This window comes from Streptomyces sp. NPDC037083 (assembly GCF_055606485.1).
In genome coordinates, this window is record NZ_JBVJSQ010000004.1 from 189,608 (window position 1) to 204,847 (window position 15,240).

Here is a 15,240-nt window from a genome sequence, read left to right on the forward strand (position 1 = left end):
CCGCACACCCACACGGCCCACCGCCCCGCGCATCCGCACCGACCCTCTCCTACGGTCGAAGCAATGGTTTTCCCACGGGACCGGGAGGAGACGTCCATGTCACGCCGAGCCACCATCGCAGGCATAGCCGCCGCGATCATGTGCATCGCCCCACTGGGCGGGACCGCCCACGCCCAGGACCTCGATTGCCGCGACTTCACCTTCCAGGAGGACGCCCAGTCGGTGTTCGACCAGGACCGCACCGACCCCAACCGGCTCGACGAGGACCAGGGGCCGGACGACGGGATCGCCTGCGAGGTCCTGCCCCGCCGCACGACCGCCACCGCCACCCCCACCGCCTCGGCGGCCGTGCCCACACCGACGGCCGTCACGCCGACCCGCGGCGTCCAGGGCGGCCTCGGCGGCGCGTCCACCGCGGGCCCCTCCGGCCGGGACGTGGGGCTCGGTGCGGGGCTGGCCGTCGGGGCGTTGGCTGCCGGCGGTTACGTGGTGCTTCGTCGCCGGCACGGCTGAACCGGGGACGCGGACCGCGCCCGGCCCCGCGGACCGGGCGCCCCATGTGCGAAGCCCCCGCCGGGGCCGGCGAGGGCTTGGACAGGGGGCGCTGCGGGCCGCTCGTGGAGGCTCGCAGCGCCCCCTGGTTCTTCCCTGAGGAGTGCTCAGGTGCCTTGTGGGATCAGCCGTCGGCCGGCTACGAGTTGACCTGTGCGGTCACCAGGCTGGAGAAGGTGGTCAGCCGGGTGTACACACCCGGGTAACCGGCCTCCGCGCAGCCCTCGCCCCAAGAAGTGATCCCTGCCAGGACGCCCCCGATGAGCAGGGGACCGCCGCTGTCGCCCTGGCAGGTGTCTACGCCGCCGGATGTGTATCCGGCGCAAACCATGTCGGTCTGGACGAAGTCCGAACCGTAGGAGCTCTTGCAGCTGGAGTCGGACACGATCGGGACGGTCGCGGTCCGCAGCTGGTTGGAGGAGCTGCCGTTCTCCGAGGTGGTGCCCCAGCCGATGATCCGGGCGGTGGTGCCGGCCGCGTACACGCCGGTCTGGGACGAGGAGACGTACGACGCCGTGGTGTACGGCATCGAGGTCGACAGGGTCAGGACGGCCACGTCGTCGCCGTTGGTGGCGTCCGTGTAGTCCGGGTTGACCCAGATCTTGCTCACCCGGCTGACCGTGCCGTTGGTGCCGTTCAGGTAAGTGCGGCCGCCGACGACCCGCACACTGCTGGTGGTCTCGCCGACCATGCAGTGAGCCGCCGTGACCACCTTGGTCGCCGAGACGAGGGTGCCGCCGCAGAACTGGTTCTGCGAGGCGTCGGTGATCTGCATCATGAACGGGTACGTCGTGGTCGTGGTCGTCGTGCCGCCGACGATCGGCTGGGGCGCTGCGACAGCGGTGGGGGCGCTGAGCAGTGCGGTCGCTGCCGCGGCAGCGGTCGCCGCGACGACGGCGGCGGTCTTCTTGACGCGGTTGAGCCCGAACATGGATCTCCTCGGTGAGGGATGGCCGGTGGGGGGTCGCGCGGGTGTGGGGGGTTGGCACGGGGGTCGCGGGACCGACCCCCGTGTGCCCGGGCGAGCGGCACGTCCCTTACGCTAGGGCTCGGGAACCGCTCCCCCAATGAGGGAACCCCCTAAGGGAGTTGGGGCAGGGAAAACCCTCGGTCGGCCCCGGGGAACCCACGGTCGCCGCGCCGCGGCCGCTCGGCGGACCCGCCGCACGGGGCGGAGATCCCAGGAGAACCCACTGAGGGCAGACAGCCCCTGAGGGGCAGTTAACCCGCGGAATCCTCACTTCGCATGACGCCCCGCCGCCAGTCGGACGATGTCCACCCGCGAGCGGATTCCCAGCTTCCGGTAGACCCGGGTCAGGGTCGCCTCGACCGTCTTGACGCTGATGAACAGACGCGCGGCGATCTCCCGGTTGGTCGCGCCCTCCATGACGAGCGCGGCGACCTGACGCTCCATCGAGGCCAGCCCCTCCAGTGCGTCGGACGCCGGCGCCTGCTGGGCGACGGCGACCCGTCCCGTCGTCGCGCCCTCCGCGGCGGCCTGGTCCACCTGACGCAGCCAGGGCAGCGCCCGGCAGCGCCGGAACAGTCGCGCCGCCTCGTCGTACGAGGTCGGCCCCGGCCCCGTCCCCGGCCGCAGGGTGCGCAGCCGGGCCAGCGCGAACGCCGCCCGCGCCTCCTCCAGGCCGTATCCCAGCTTGGCGAGCCGGTCCTGAACGGACGTCAGCCGGGACAGCGCCGCCTCGTGGTCGCCCAGCGCAGCCCGCACCATCGCCTCCGACCGGTCGAGCACGGCCAGCACGCTCTCCCGGCCCAGCCGCAGGGCGTGCTCGCGCGTCACGTCGATGACGTCCTGCGCCTCGCCCGGCTCGCCGACCTGGACCAGCGCCTCGGCGAGGTCGCCCTGCCAGCGGCCGCGCGCCGGGTCGGTGATGCGCAGCCCCGCCTCCAGCTCCCGCACCCGGCGCAGCGAGCCGACCGCGCCCGCCGCGTCGCCGGCCACCAGCTGGGCGTGGCCCAGCGCGGCCAGGGCGCGCGAGAGGTACATCTGGTCGCCGTCCTCCTCGGCGCGCTCCGCCGCCTCCCGGGCCAGGGCCAGCGCCCGGTCGACGTCACCGCCGGAAGCCTCGGCGAGGGAGGCCAGCATCGCGGAGGCGCCCAGACCGATGCCCGAGTCGCGGGCCAGCCTGAGGCTCTCGCGGGCCAGGTCGAGGGCGCGTCCGCAGTGCCCGGAGCGCAGTTCGGTCTCGGCGAGGAAACGCTGGAAGTGCACCTCGCTCTCGACCATGCCGCGCCGGCGCACCTCGCGCAGCAGCGCGGTGATCGTCGACCGGGCCTCGGACAGCTGGTCGCTCATCATCAGCCAGCGGAACCTGGCCGCGCCGACGCCGTTGTGATGGCAGGCGACGTAGGGGTCCTGAGGCTCCTTCAGGGCGCGCTTGATGGTCGCGGGGGCGTTGGGATGGCCCATCAGCGTCTCGGTGGACGACTGGAAGGACAGCGCCATCAGCTCGGTGCGCCGGTCGTCGCCGCGCGCGGCGAGTTCCGCGGCGTGAGCGGCCTCCTGCCGTGCCTCGGAGAAGTCGCCCTCGACGATCAGCTTGCGCCAGGCGAGGTGGTAGTGGACCAGGGCGAGCAGCCGGGGGTCGTCGCCGGCGTCGGCGAGGGCCTGGGGGAAGACGGCGTCGACGTCGCCGAGCGCCTGTCCGGCGGCCTCGATCACCACCTCCCAGGCACGGATGCGGTCGGCGGGCACGGTGGCCCGGGTCAGCACCTCGCGCGCGATGTCCCGGGCGAGGTCCACCTCGCCGGCCGTGATCGCGTCCTCGGCGGCCTGGAGGCGGTGCTCGTCGGGGACGGGCACGCCGTCCGGCGGGGTGTGGCGGGCGGCGAGCAGCCCGAGCGAGGCGGCGACCGAGGGGGCGCCGCGGTCGCGGGCCAGCGCCGCGGCCTCGGCGAGCCGGGCGGCCACCTCCGGGTCGGTGCCGGTGGTGGCCAGGGCGAGGTTGCGGGCCCGCTCGATCGGATCGGAGGCGGCCGTGGACAGCGCGGCGTGCGCGGCCCGGCGCTCCTGCGCGGGCGCCTCCGCGTACAGCGCCGCCGAGATCAGCGGATGCGCGAACCGTACGGCGGGACCCTCGGGCTCTGTCGCCAGCAGTCCCAGCTCGGCGGCCTGGGCGGTCTCGGCCTCGGCGTTCTCCCGGCCGGCCGCGTGCAGCAGGGCCAGCGTGGGACGGGCCCCGGCGCTGGCCACCAGCAGGGTGCGCCGGGCTTCGGAGGAGAGCATGTCGAGGCGGCTGAGGACCAGGGCGCGCAGCGAGGTCGGCACCGGCAGGGGCTCGCCCGGCCGGGGCGGCGTCGGGCTCTCGCCGAGGGCGCGGCCCAGCTCCAGGGCGAAGAGGGGGTTGCCGCCGCTGGTGCGGTGGATCTCCCGCATCGTCGAGCGGGGCAGGTCGGTGTAGCCGCGGTGATCGAGCAGCGCGGACACCTGGGCGCGGGAGAGCGGGTTGAGGCGGACGGCCAGGGTGTCGGGCGGGGACGCGCGTAGATGGCGGTCGTACTCCTGGCCCTCCGTGCGCACCGCGCACAGCAACTGGACGGGGGTGTCGCCGAGGCGGCGCGCGGCGAAGCCGAGGAGTTCGGCGCTCGCCGAGTCCAGCCACTGCAGGTCGTCGGCGACGAGCAGGACGGGGCCCGCCGCGGCGAGGGCGCGCAGGGCCGACAGCACGGCCAGGCGCAGGGCGAGGCCGTCGCGCTGCAGCGTCGACTCGCCGCGGCCGGTGAGCGCCGACTCCAGGGCCGTGCGCTGGGCGGCGGGCAACTTGTCCGAGATCTCGTCCAGGACCAGCCCAAACAGGTCGGCCAGGGCCAGGAACGGGAGGTGGGATTCGGACTCGGTCGCCGAGCAGCGCAGCACGGTGTGCGCCGCGTCCCCGTAATCCGCGGCCAATGCCCGCAGGACGGTCGACTTTCCTATTCCGGCGGGGCCGTGCAGCAGCACGCTGCCGCCGCGGGTCAGCTGGTCACGGGCGGCCGTGAACAGCTCGTCCCTGCCGATGACCAGGTCGGGGCGGCATCTGGCAGGCTCCTTGAAGTCCCGTCGCACGGTCACCGCTCCCCTCCGAGTGTCGTGTCCGGGCCAAATTCTAGGCAACGACTCTTTGAAATTCGGAGGCACCACGTGGTGAGGGATATAACAACGTGACGCATACGGAAATTCATGGTGACGTCGAGTGAATGGTTGCCTGTCGTGTGGGACCTCCCTGGCTTGATGTGATCGGTGCTCACCGACGTCCGCGCACGGTGGGCGCCGCGTGCGTGCCGCGCCGTCCACGGAAGGCGCGCCACCCCGCGGCTGTCGCCCGCGCTGCGGCCGTCACCGCCCCTGTCGCCGGCACGGTCGGTGCCATTGTCGGTGCCGCCGTCGCCGTCGCCGTCGGTGTCACCGTCAGTATCGGTGTCGGTGTCGGTGTTCAGGGAAGCAGCCCCGCCCTGCGGGCCGCGACCACCGCCTCTCCCCGCGTGCGCGCGCCCAGCCTGCGCATCGCCGACCTGAGATAACCCTTGACCGTCTCCGGGCGCAGCCCCAGCCGCTCGGCGGCCGCCGCGTTGGTCGCACCGGCCGCCACGCAGGCCAGCACGTCCAGCTCACGCGGAGCCAGCTCGGCCGGGCCGCCCGCCGGTTCCCCCGGCGGCACCGGGGTGAGCAGGCCGCAGGCCTCGAGGAGCTCGGCGCGCAGGGCCGGGTCGGTGATCCGCGGGGCCAGGGCGCGCAGGGCGGCGTGCGCCTCGCGCACCTGCTCCCAGCCCGCCGCCGTCCCGCCGCCCCGGCCCGGACCGGCGGCCGCGGCGCGTGCCTCGGCCGCCGCCAGCAGATCGCGAGCCTCGTCCTCGACCACCAGCGCCTGCTCCACGTCCCGCGCCGCCTGCACGGCCGCGGTCAGCGTACGGTCGCCCAGCGGCTGGGCCGTGCGCAGGGCGCCGTACAGCACCCCGCGCACCCGGCGCCGCACCACCACCGGGATCGCCAGCACCGAGCGCAGACCCTCCTCGGCCACGGCTGCGTCGTACTCGTGACTGATCTGCCGCGAGAGGGAGTAGTCGGTCACCGCCACCGGGCGGGCCAGCGCGACCGCCTTGCCGCCGAGACCGTTCCCCGGGGGCACGGCCAGCCCGCGCAGCGCCAGCCCGGCCGCCCCGCTGAACTCGCTGATCCGCATCCGCTGCCGCCCCGGCTCCACCAGCCCGCCGAAGGCGACCGGGAGCCCGGTCGCGCGCCGCAGCCGCACCAGCGCACCGCCGATCTGGGCCGTTCCGGCCGCGTCTGCTGCCACGTTCTCGCCCTTTCCGCGCGGCGTGCTGTCGCGCACCCCCGTTCGGGGGTAGTGAGACCTGCATCACGGATTACACGATGGCAGAGAGCCGCCAGGCAAGGTCCGGCGCCGGCGGAGTGAGCCGCGAGTGCGCGCCGGGGCCGAGCACGCCCCCCGGGGCGGACGATTGAGAAGGCATGGAGGACGGATGACGACGGCGACGGAGCGCTTCCGCAGGGCCCGCGACCTGCTGCTGGAGCACCGCGAGGACTACGCGACCGCCTACGAGCGTTTCGAGTGGCCCCGCCTGGAGCGCTTCAACTGGGCTCTCGACTGGTTCGACGCCATCGCCGACGGCAACCGGCGCACGGCCCTGCACATCGTGGAGGAAGACGGTTCCGAGACCCGTCTCGGCTTCGACGAGCTGTCGGAGCGCTCCGACCGGGTCGCCAACTGGCTGCGCGCCCGCGGGGTCGCCGCCGAGGACCGCATCCTCGTCATGCTCGGCAACCAGGCCGAACTGTGGGAGACCGCGCTGGCCGCGATGAAGCTGCGCGCCGTCGTCATCCCCGCCACGCCGCTGCTGGGCCCCGCCGACCTGACCGACCGCGTCGAACGCGGCAAGGTCCGGCACGTCCTGGTCCGCTCCGAGGACACCGGCAAGTTCGACGCGGTCGCCGGCCGCTACACCCGCATCGCCGTCGGCGGCGCACCCGAGGGCTGGCAGCGGTACGAAGACGCCTACAGTGCGCCGGCCGGCTTCACGCCCGACGGCCCCACCCTCGCCGACGACCCGCTGATGCTCTACTTCACGTCCGGCACGACCGCCCGCCCCAAGCTGGTGGAGCACACCCACACCTCGTACCCGGTCGGGCACCTGTCGACGATGTACTGGATCGGGCTCAGGCCCGACGACGTGCACCTCAACATCTCCTCGCCCGGCTGGGCCAAGCACGCCTGGTCCAACCTCTTCGCCCCGTGGAACGCCGAAGCGACCGTCTTCATCCACAACTACACCCGCTTCGACCCGGCCCGGCTCATGGCGGAGATGGACCGGGCGGGCGTGACGACGTTCTGCGCCCCGCCCACCGTCTGGCGCATGCTCATCCAGGCCGACCTCACCCAGCTGCGCACTGCGCCGCGCGAGGCGGTGGCCGCCGGCGAGCCCCTCAACCCCGAGGTCATCGAACAGGTGCGGCGGGCCTGGGGCGTCACCATCCGGGACGGCTTCGGCCAGACCGAGACGGCCGTGCAGATCGCCAACAGCCCCGGACAGGAGCTGAAGACCGGCTCCATGGGCCGGCCGAGCCCGGGCTACCGGGTGGAGCTCCTCGACGCCGTCTCGGGCGCGCCAGGCGCGCAGGAGGGCGAGATCGCGCTCGACCTGTCCGCGCGTCCGGTCGGCCTGATGACCGGATACCACGGCGACGCCGACCGCACGGCGGAGGCGATGGCCGGCGGCTACTACCGCACCGGAGACATCGGCAGCCGGGACGAGAACGGATACATCACCTACGTCGGGCGGGCCGACGACGTCTTCAAGGCCTCCGACTACAAGATCAGCCCCTTCGAGCTGGAGAGCGCGCTGCTGGAGCACGAGGCGGTCGCCGAGGCGGCCGTCGTCCCCGCGCCGGACGAGCTGCGCCTCGCCGTGCCGAAGGCGTACGTCGTCCTCGCCGAGGGCTGGCAGCCGGGCCCCGACACCGCGAAGGTGCTGTTCGAGCACTCCCGCGAGGTCCTCGCCCCCTACAAGCGGGTCCGTCGCCTGGAGTTCGCCCCGCTGCCCAAGACCGTCAGCGGCAAGATCCGCCGGATCGAGCTGCGCGAGGCCACCGCGGCGGGCTCGACGGACGAGTACCGCGAGGAGGACTTCCGGTGAGCGGGCCGCCGTCCCACGGGGTGAGCGGCCCGCCGTCCGAGGACGAAGCGGTTCCGGGGCGGACGGCCGCGCGCGGCCCCGGTGCGTCGTACCCGCACGGGAGGGACGAGCCCGATGGAACCACGCGAGAAGTACGCCCTCCAGTACCCCTCTAGCAGGTGTCCGAGGAGTTCCGGGCGTCCAGGGCGTCGGCCGTCGCGTTGACCGGCTGCGGGGTGCCGGTGAGGTCCAGTACGAACAGGGGCACGCCCAGCTGGTCGGCGCGGGCGCGGGCGTCGTCCGCGTACCCGGCGAGGGAGAAGTAGACGCAGTCCGCGGACTCCGTCATGGCCGTCAGCCACAGACACTCCACGTCCCGCAGCGAGGCCGGGTGGACGCTCGGGTCCACCTGCGCCAGGAGCCCGTGGGCGGCGAGGCCGATGCCGGAGGTGGGCCGCTGGTCGGCCCGCCGGATGTCCCTGTGCCCGAGCCAGTTCAGATAGAGCGCGGCGGCCGTCACGGCGTCCCGCGCGGTGCGGATGGCGACGGGTCGGAACGCACGCCGTTGTGCCGCCGGGCTCGGAGGCGCTGTCGACTCCGGCGGGGGAGACGCCGGTGACGCCGATGCCGTCCCGGCCGTTTCCTGCGCGCACTCGGACGCGTGCGCGCCCCCGTGCTCGGACTCGCGCCCCTGCCCTCGGTCGGGCCCGGGCCTGCCGGACCGGTCGGCCAGTGGGATCCGCAGCACCGTTCCGCAGGCGCACCCCAGTTCCGGGTGCGGCCACTGCCCGTGGCGGCCGCAGGCGCGGCATCGCAGGACGATCCACTCGTCGTCCCACGCCCGGTGTGCGACGGCCACCGGCGCCGTCCGCCGGTCGAGCACCGGCGTGACCGGGGAGCCGCACGCACACGGGTAGGACGGGGCGGTGTAGAGGCGCTCGCGCCGACAGGCCGGGCAGCGCACCGGCACGCTCTCGGACATGGCCCCCATCGTCCTCCTCCGGCCCCCGCTTGTCCTTCTCTTGACGACCTTTGCGCACCCACTTACATTGCTTCCAGATAGTAGAAAAGTTTTTCCGCAATGTGGAAGCAAGTGGAATTGCGGAAATGGGCGGACACATCAGGAAGGGCTCACCGCGGGGCGCGACGGGAGAGCGAATCCGACAGCTGAAGCAGCTGAAGCAGTCGAAGCAGGAGTACTCCATGGCTCGTATGACCGCTGCCCGCGCGGCAGTCGAGATCCTCAAGCGCGAGGGCGTCACCAGCGCGTTCGGTGTCCCCGGCGCGGCGATCAACCCGTTCTACGCGGCGCTGCGGGCTTCCGGCGGCGTCGACCACACTCTCGCCCGACACGTCGAGGGCGCCTCCCACATGGCCGAGGGCTACACCCGCACCCACCCGGGGAACATCGGCGTCTGCATCGGAACCTCGGGGCCCGCCGGCACCGACATGATCACCGGGCTGTACTCCGCCATCGGCGACTCGATCCCGATTCTGTGCATCACCGGCCAGGCCCCCACCGCCGTGATCCACAAGGAGGACTTCCAGGCCGTCGACATCGCCTCCATCGCCAGGCCGGTGACAAAGATGGCGGTCACCGTCCTGGAGGCGGCTCAGGTCCCCGGCGTCTTCCAGCAGGCCTTCCACCTCATGCGCTCGGGCCGGCCCGGTCCGGTGCTGATCGACCTGCCGGTCGACGTCCAGCAGACGGAGATCGAGTTCGATCCGGACACCTACGAGCCGCTGCCCGTCTACCAACCGGCCGCGACCCGCGCGCAGATCGAGAAGGCGTTCCGCATGCTGAACGCGGCCGAGCGGCCGCTGATCGTCGCGGGCGGCGGAGTCATCTCGGCGGATGCCGCCGAACTCCTCCTGGAATTCGCCGAACTGACGGGCACTCCGGTCATCCCGACCCTGATGGGCTGGGGCGCGGTCCCCGACGACCACGAGCTGAACGCCGGCATGGTCGGTCTGCAGACCTCGCACCGCTACGGCAACGCGACGTTCCTGGAGTCCGACTTCGTCCTCGGCGTCGGCAACCGCTGGGCCAACCGTCACACCGGCCGCATCGACGTCTACACGGCCGGCCGCACCTTCGTGCACGTCGACGTCGAGCCCACCCAGATCGGCCGGATCTTCGCCCCGGACTACGGGATCGCCTCGGACGCGAAGGCGGCCCTGCGCCTCTTCGTCGAGGTGGCCCGGGAGTTGAAGGCCGCCGGCGCGCTCCCCGACCGCTCGGCGTGGGCGGCCGCCGCCCAGGACAGGAAGGCCTCCCTCCAGCGCCGTACCCACTTCGACGACATCCCGATCAAGCCGCAGCGCGTCTACGAGGAGATGAACAAGGCCTTCGGCCCGGAGACCCGGTACGTCACCACCATCGGTCTCTCGCAGATCGCCGGCGCCCAGATGCTGCACGTCCACCGGCCGCGGCACTGGATCAACTGCGGTCAGGCGGGGCCCCTCGGCTGGACGATCCCGGCGGCGCTCGGGGTCGCCAAGGCCGACCCCCAGGCGCAGGTCGTCGCCCTCTCCGGGGACTACGACTTCCAGTTCATGATCGAGGAGCTGGCCGTCGGCGCGCAGCACAAGATCCCGTACGTCCACGTCCTGGTCAACAACTCCTACCTGGGCCTGATCCGCCAGGCGCAGCGGGCGTTCGACATCGACTTCCAGGTCAAGCTGGAGTTCGAGAACATCAACTCACCCGAGCTGGGCGTGTACGGCGTCGACCACGTCAAGGTCGTCGAGGGCCTCGGCTGCAAGGCGATCCGGGTGACGGACCCCGCCGAACTGGGCGCGGCCTTCGAGCAGGCGAAGAAGCTCGCCGCCGAGTTCCGGGTGCCGGTCGTCGTCGAGGCGATCCTGGAACGCGTCACCAACATCTCGATGAGCGTCACCAACGACATCGGCGCCGTCGTGGAGTTCGAGGAGCTCGCCACCGAGCCGGGACACGCGCCGACGTCGATCAGGACGCTGAAGGTCTGACGCCACGGAACCGAAGACGAGGTCCGGCGCGATTCGTCGTCCGCGCCGAGAAGGGGCGGCCCACTCAAGGGGCCGCCCCTTCTGCGGTGTTCGCGTGTGCGGCCCGTGTGTCGTGGGAGGCGGTTGCTGTGCCCGATCCCCGCCCGCGGTCCGTCCCGCGACTGAGCGACTCCGTACGGATCCAGCCGGGCGGACGCGCCACGGCTTGTGCCGTCACTCCGTGAGCGGGGCCCGCCGCCCCCGTGTCGGCGGGCCCCGCGTGAGGACAATGTGCCCTTCCCGCGGGGCGGTTGAAGCCTGCGGAGCAACGTTCAGAGGTTGATTTGAGGTTGGCGCCCCGATCCGGGGCCGGCGGGCCCGCGCCGGCCGGGGCGGCTCCTCAGGGCTCGCCCTCGGGCCGCCCGTGTTCCTCGGACAGTCCGGGCCAGTCGTCGGGGCCGCCGCCCTGCCAGTCGATGAGGTCGCTCTCCTCCACCTCGATCCGGTCCAGGTCGGCCAGACGCAGGATCTCGACGACGTCGTCGAGATGCGAGGCGACCCCGAGCACGACATCACCCGAGGTGACCCGCCGGGAGCCGTCCAGCGCCGGGGGATGGACCACGATGTGCGGAAGCTGCGTCGGATTGCCCATGACCTCAGCCTGCTGCGGGCGGCCCGCATCCGCACCCCGGGCGGCTGGGGGCGGGGCGGTTGGTGGTGGGGCGGCTGTGCGGCTGCCCGTGTCGGCGCGCACGCATGACGCTCCCGCGTCGACGGTGCCGACGGGGAGCGGGGGAAAGCGTATGGCCGTCCGACGGCGCGAGGCTGGGCGCGACAGAACGTTCGCGCCGCCGGACGGGGCTCGTGGGGCTGGGACCGCGGCGGGTACGACGGAACCGGGCGCGCCTTCCCCCAGGTCGAGAAGGGCGGCTCGGGTCCTTCACCACCGCACTGGCTCACACGCCGCCGCGGTCCTCACCGTGCCCGCACTCCCGGGACCGGCCACCCCTCATCCGGGCCGTTCCTCGGGTGCGGGCCGCTCGTACGGCCGGTCCCCGCCCGGGGCGTGGACCGGCCTGCTCCGCCGGACACCGAGGGAATCCGGCCGGGCAGCCGTGCGGGGAATCGGTTTCCGGGCGGCGCCGTCGCCTGGGCGCGACAGGACAGTTGTCGGCGGCGGCGCCGCCCGGAAGTCTCTGTGTCGCGGCCGCCGGATCAGACCGGGGCGCCCGAGAGGCGCTCGACGGCCCGCAGCAGCGCCGAGTGGTCGAGCCCGCCGTCGCCCTGCGCACGCAGGCTCGCGACCAGCTGGGCGACCACCGCGCCCACGGGCAGTGCCGCGCCGACGTCGCGGGCGGCGTCCGTGACGATCCCCATGTCCTTGTGGTGCAGGTCGATCCGGAAACCGGGCCTGAAGTCGCGGGCGAGGAAGTTGTCCTTCTTGCGCGTGAGCACGGTGGAGCCGGCGAGCCCGCCGTTCAGCACGTCCAGCGCCGCCCTCAGGTCCACGCCCGACTTCTCCAGGAAGACCACGGCCTCGGCGCACGCCTGGATGTTGACGGCGACGATCAGCTGGTTGGCCGCCTTCACGGTCTGCCCCGCACCGTGCGGACCGCACAGCACGACGGTCCTGCCGAGCGCCTCGAAGACGGGCACGGCCTCGTCGAAGTCCGCCTGCTCGCCGCCGACCATGATGGACAGCACGGCCTCGATCGCGCCGGCCTCGCCGCCGGACACGGGGGCGTCGAGGACCCGGATGCCCTTGTCCTTCGCCGCCTTCGCCAGACCGACCGAGGTCTGCGGGGTGATCGAGGACATGTCGATCAGCAGCGTGCCCGCCCTCGCGTTCTCGAGGATGCCGTCGGGGCCGTACGCGATCGCCTCGACCTGCGGGGAGGCGGGCACCATGGTGATCACGACGTCGGCGTCCCGCACCGCGTCCGCGATCGAGGCGGCCGCGGTGCCGCCCGCGGCGGCGAGGCGGTCCAGCTTGGCCTGCTCCAGCGTGAAGCCGGTGACGTCGTAGCCCGCCTTGATCAGGTTCTCGGCCATGGGGGAGCCCATGATGCCGAGGCCTATCCAGGCGACCTTGGGGAGACTGCTCATGACGGGATGCCTCTCGGTGCGGGGGTGTTCAGCGGGCGGCGCGGGGCCCACGGGGGGCCCGGCCGGTGCCGGCGGCGCGGGCTTCGCGGGGCAGCCACTCGAAGGCCTCGGCGCTGGGCCTGTCGCCGGGCTTGTACTCCAGGCCCACCCAGCCGTCGTAACCGGCCTTCGCCAGTCGGTCGAGGAGGTCCTCCAGCGGAAGCGAGCCGGTGCCCGGGGCGCCGCGGCCCGGGTTGTCGGCGATCTGCACGTGGCCGGTCTTCGACGCGTGGCGCTCGATCACCGACGGCAGGTCCTCGCCGTTCATGGACAGGTGGTAGAGGTCCATGAGGAACCGGGCGTTGCCGAGCCCGGTCGCCGCGTTGACCTTGTCGGCGATGCCGAGCGCGGCGGGCGCGCTCACCAGCGGGTACGACGGCGACTCGGGCCTGTTCAGCGCCTCGATCAGCAGGATCGCGCCGACGCGGTGCGCGGCCCGGGCCGCGAGCACCAGGTTCTCCAGCGCGAGTGCGTCCTGTTCGGCCGGGTCCACGCCCTCGACGCGGTTGCCGTAGAGGGCGTTGAGCGCCCCGCAGCCCAAGGACCGCGCGAAGTCGGCGGCCACGTCGATGTTGGCGCGGAACCGCCGCGACTCCTCGCCGGGCACCGACAGGGCGCCGCGGTCGGGGCCCGGGAGGCGGCCTGCGTAGAAGTTGAGGCCCGTGAGCTGTACGCCCGCGTCCTCGATCGCGCGCTTCAGGGCGGCGAGCTCGGACGGTTCGGGGGTGGGGGAGTCGATCCAGGGCCACCACAGCTCGACCGCGCCGAAACCGGCCGCCGCGGCGGCCGCGGGGCGCTCCAGGAGCGGGAGTTCCGTGAAGAGGATCGACAGGTTGACGTTGAAGCGCTGGTTGTCGAAGCCCATGGGGTTCCGCGCTCCCTTCCGTATCGAAGTAATTCCGTATTGCGGAAGTTATTTTCTGTCTGCTGGAAGATTGCCGCCGTCGGTCGCGGCTTGTCAAGGGCTCCGGTGTCGCGCCCGCCGGTCCACGGGCAGATCGCTTCCCTCGTCCGCGCGGTCCGTTAGGGTCGGGGTCCGGGGCGCCGACGGCCCGGTCCGGTTCTGAGAGGTGTGGGGCGCGATGCGACTGAAAGTGGAGTTCACCACCGAGCCCTTCGACCTGGACGAGGCGCCCGCGCACGCGCTGGTCGCCCGCGAGGTGATCGAGGCGGCCGACCTGGACGCGGTGGACGTCGGGCCGTTCGGGAACACCGCCGAGGGCACCGCCGACGCGGTGCTCGCCGCCGTGGACGCCCTGTTGCGCAAGTCCCTCGGGGCGGGCGCCACCCGGATCTCGCTCCAGGTCAACGTCGTCGGGGAGGACCGGTGAGCGCCGCCGGCGACGCGGCCTTCATCGCGGCCGTGAAACCGCTGGTCGACGCGATGGGCGGGGAGGTGCTCCCCCCGGACGAGGCCGGTCCCGACGACGTCGTCCTCACCTGGGGGGGCGTCGAGACCGTCGCCGTGCGTCTGCCCCAGCTCGCCGACTCTCTCGACCACATCCTGGCCGCCATGGAGCGCAAGAAGGGCAGACCCCTGGCCGACCTGGACCGCAAGGCCAAGCAGGAGGTCGTGCGGATACTCGAGGCGCGCGGCGCCTTCTCCGTGCGGCACGGTGTGGAGACCGTGGCGAGTGCGCTCGGAGTGAGCCGCTTCACGGTCTACAACTACCTCAACCGGGAGAAGGGCGCCTGACGGGAGAAGGGCGCCCGGCGGAGGAGCGTGCCCGGCGGGGGAGTGCGTCCGGCGGGGAGGAAGGGCGTCTGCCGGAGAGGGTGCCCGATCGGCCCGAGGCGCACGATGGAGGCGGGCGGGGCTTTTGTTACCCGGAATTTTCAACAAAGTGTTGACGCGATGTTGCGGAGAGGCGTTAGCTGGCGGCAGCCCGCTCAAGCACGAAGGCCGTTCTCCGCGGCCACGGAGGCTCCCGTGACTTCGACTTCCCCACCCCCGGGCCTGGCCCGGTTCAACGGCCTCGAGGAGTCCGCGGCCCTCGCCGCGCTCCACGAGGCATGCGCCTCCACGGCGTGGGCGAACCGACTGCTCGCGGCCCGCCCCTACGCCACCGCCGACGACCTGTACGCCGTCAGCGACGCGGCCATGGCCGACCTGACCGCCGCCGACCTGGCGGAGGCGATGGCCGGGCACCCGCCGATCGGCCGCCCGAAACCCGGCGACCCGACCTCGGCACGCGAGCAGCGGGGCATGGCAGGCGCCTCCGAGGAGCTCAAGGCGCAGATGCTCGAACTGAACCTGGCCTACCAGGAGAAGTTCGGTCATGTCTTCCTGATCTGCGCCACCGGCCGCACCGGCGAGCAGATGCGCGACGCGGTCAGGGAACGGATCGGCAACGCGCCGGAGCAGGAGCGCGAGATCGTCCGCACCGAACTGGGCAAGATCAACCGTATCCGCCTCGCCCGACTCGTCGAAGAGGACTGAGACACACC

At 72.9% G+C, this 15,240-nt stretch carries 13 protein-coding genes; 6 read left to right on the plus strand and 7 right to left on the minus strand.

Annotated features, from left to right (window positions below; all coding sequences use genetic code 11):
• The first annotated feature begins 96 nt into the window (after window positions 1-96).
• Window positions 97-513, plus strand: a complete 417-nt coding sequence (locus tag ACZ7DE_RS12950) for an excalibur calcium-binding protein (RefSeq protein ID WP_470760403.1) — start codon at window positions 97-99, stop codon at window positions 511-513.
• A gap of 178 nt (window positions 514-691) precedes the next feature.
• Here ACZ7DE_RS12950 and ACZ7DE_RS12955 read toward each other — a convergent pair whose 3' ends face one another.
• From ACZ7DE_RS12955 to ACZ7DE_RS12965, 3 genes are all read right to left on the minus strand, one after another.
• Window positions 692-1,483, minus strand: a complete 792-nt coding sequence (locus ACZ7DE_RS12955; RefSeq protein ID WP_470760405.1) for a S1 family peptidase — start codon at window positions 1,481-1,483, stop codon at window positions 692-694.
• A gap of 306 nt (window positions 1,484-1,789) precedes the next feature.
• A complete protein-coding gene (locus ACZ7DE_RS12960) occupies window positions 1,790-4,621 on the minus strand; it encodes a helix-turn-helix transcriptional regulator (protein ID WP_470760407.1) in 2,832 nt (943 codons plus the stop codon).
• Window positions 4,622-4,982: 361 nt separating this feature from the next.
• Window positions 4,983-5,843 (minus strand): helix-turn-helix transcriptional regulator, encoded by an 861-nt coding sequence (locus ACZ7DE_RS12965; protein WP_470760409.1) that lies wholly within the window; start codon window positions 5,841-5,843, stop codon window positions 4,983-4,985.
• 187 nt (window positions 5,844-6,030) lie between these two features.
• Between ACZ7DE_RS12965 and ACZ7DE_RS12970 the strand changes: the two genes are divergently transcribed.
• Complete coding sequence (locus ACZ7DE_RS12970; protein ID WP_470760411.1) at window positions 6,031-7,701, plus strand: AMP-binding protein; 1,671 nt, start codon at window positions 6,031-6,033, stop codon at window positions 7,699-7,701.
• Between the two features lie 151 nt (window positions 7,702-7,852).
• Here the strand turns inward: ACZ7DE_RS12970 and ACZ7DE_RS12975 are convergent, their stop codons facing one another.
• Window positions 7,853-8,671 (minus strand): hypothetical protein, encoded by an 819-nt coding sequence (locus tag ACZ7DE_RS12975; protein WP_470760413.1) that lies wholly within the window; start codon window positions 8,669-8,671, stop codon window positions 7,853-7,855.
• Between the two features lie 212 nt (window positions 8,672-8,883).
• Here ACZ7DE_RS12975 and gcl point away from each other — a divergent pair, with 212 nt between their 5' ends.
• On the plus strand, window positions 8,884-10,668 hold the full coding sequence (gene gcl, locus ACZ7DE_RS12980; RefSeq protein WP_470760415.1) for a glyoxylate carboligase: 1,785 nt from the start codon (window positions 8,884-8,886) through the stop codon (window positions 10,666-10,668).
• A gap of 379 nt (window positions 10,669-11,047) precedes the next feature.
• Here gcl and ACZ7DE_RS12985 read toward each other — a convergent pair whose 3' ends face one another.
• The 3 genes from ACZ7DE_RS12985 to ACZ7DE_RS12995 form a co-directional block, all read right to left on the minus strand.
• Window positions 11,048-11,299 carry a hypothetical protein gene (locus ACZ7DE_RS12985; RefSeq protein WP_470760417.1) on the minus strand — a complete coding sequence of 84 codons (252 nt, stop codon included), beginning with the start codon at window positions 11,297-11,299 and terminating at the stop codon, window positions 11,048-11,050.
• A gap of 563 nt (window positions 11,300-11,862) precedes the next feature.
• Window positions 11,863-12,753 carry a 2-hydroxy-3-oxopropionate reductase gene (locus ACZ7DE_RS12990; protein ID WP_470760419.1) on the minus strand — a complete coding sequence of 297 codons (891 nt, stop codon included), beginning with the start codon at window positions 12,751-12,753 and terminating at the stop codon, window positions 11,863-11,865.
• Window positions 12,754-12,781: 28 nt separating this feature from the next.
• Window positions 12,782-13,657: a TIM barrel protein gene (locus ACZ7DE_RS12995; RefSeq protein WP_470760420.1), complete on the minus strand. Its 876-nt coding sequence runs from the start codon at window positions 13,655-13,657 to the stop codon at window positions 12,782-12,784.
• 217 nt (window positions 13,658-13,874) lie between these two features.
• Between ACZ7DE_RS12995 and ACZ7DE_RS13000 the strand changes: the two genes are divergently transcribed.
• The 3 genes from ACZ7DE_RS13000 (at window position 13,875) to uraD (ending at window position 15,232) form a co-directional block, all read left to right on the plus strand.
• The gene (locus ACZ7DE_RS13000) at window positions 13,875-14,123 is read left to right on the plus strand and encodes a hypothetical protein (protein WP_470760422.1); all 249 of its coding nucleotides are present in this window, start codon (window positions 13,875-13,877) and stop codon (window positions 14,121-14,123) included.
• Entirely contained in the window at window positions 14,120-14,488 is a 369-nt protein-coding gene (locus tag ACZ7DE_RS13005) for a helix-turn-helix domain-containing protein (RefSeq protein WP_470760424.1), read from the plus strand. The genes ACZ7DE_RS13000 and ACZ7DE_RS13005 overlap by 4 nt, the downstream gene beginning before the upstream one ends.
• A 234-nt stretch (window positions 14,489-14,722) precedes the next feature.
• Window positions 14,723-15,232 carry a 2-oxo-4-hydroxy-4-carboxy-5-ureidoimidazoline decarboxylase gene (gene uraD / locus ACZ7DE_RS13010; RefSeq protein WP_470760426.1) on the plus strand — a complete coding sequence of 170 codons (510 nt, stop codon included), beginning with the start codon at window positions 14,723-14,725 and terminating at the stop codon, window positions 15,230-15,232.
• The last annotated feature ends 8 nt before the right edge of the window (window positions 15,233-15,240 follow it).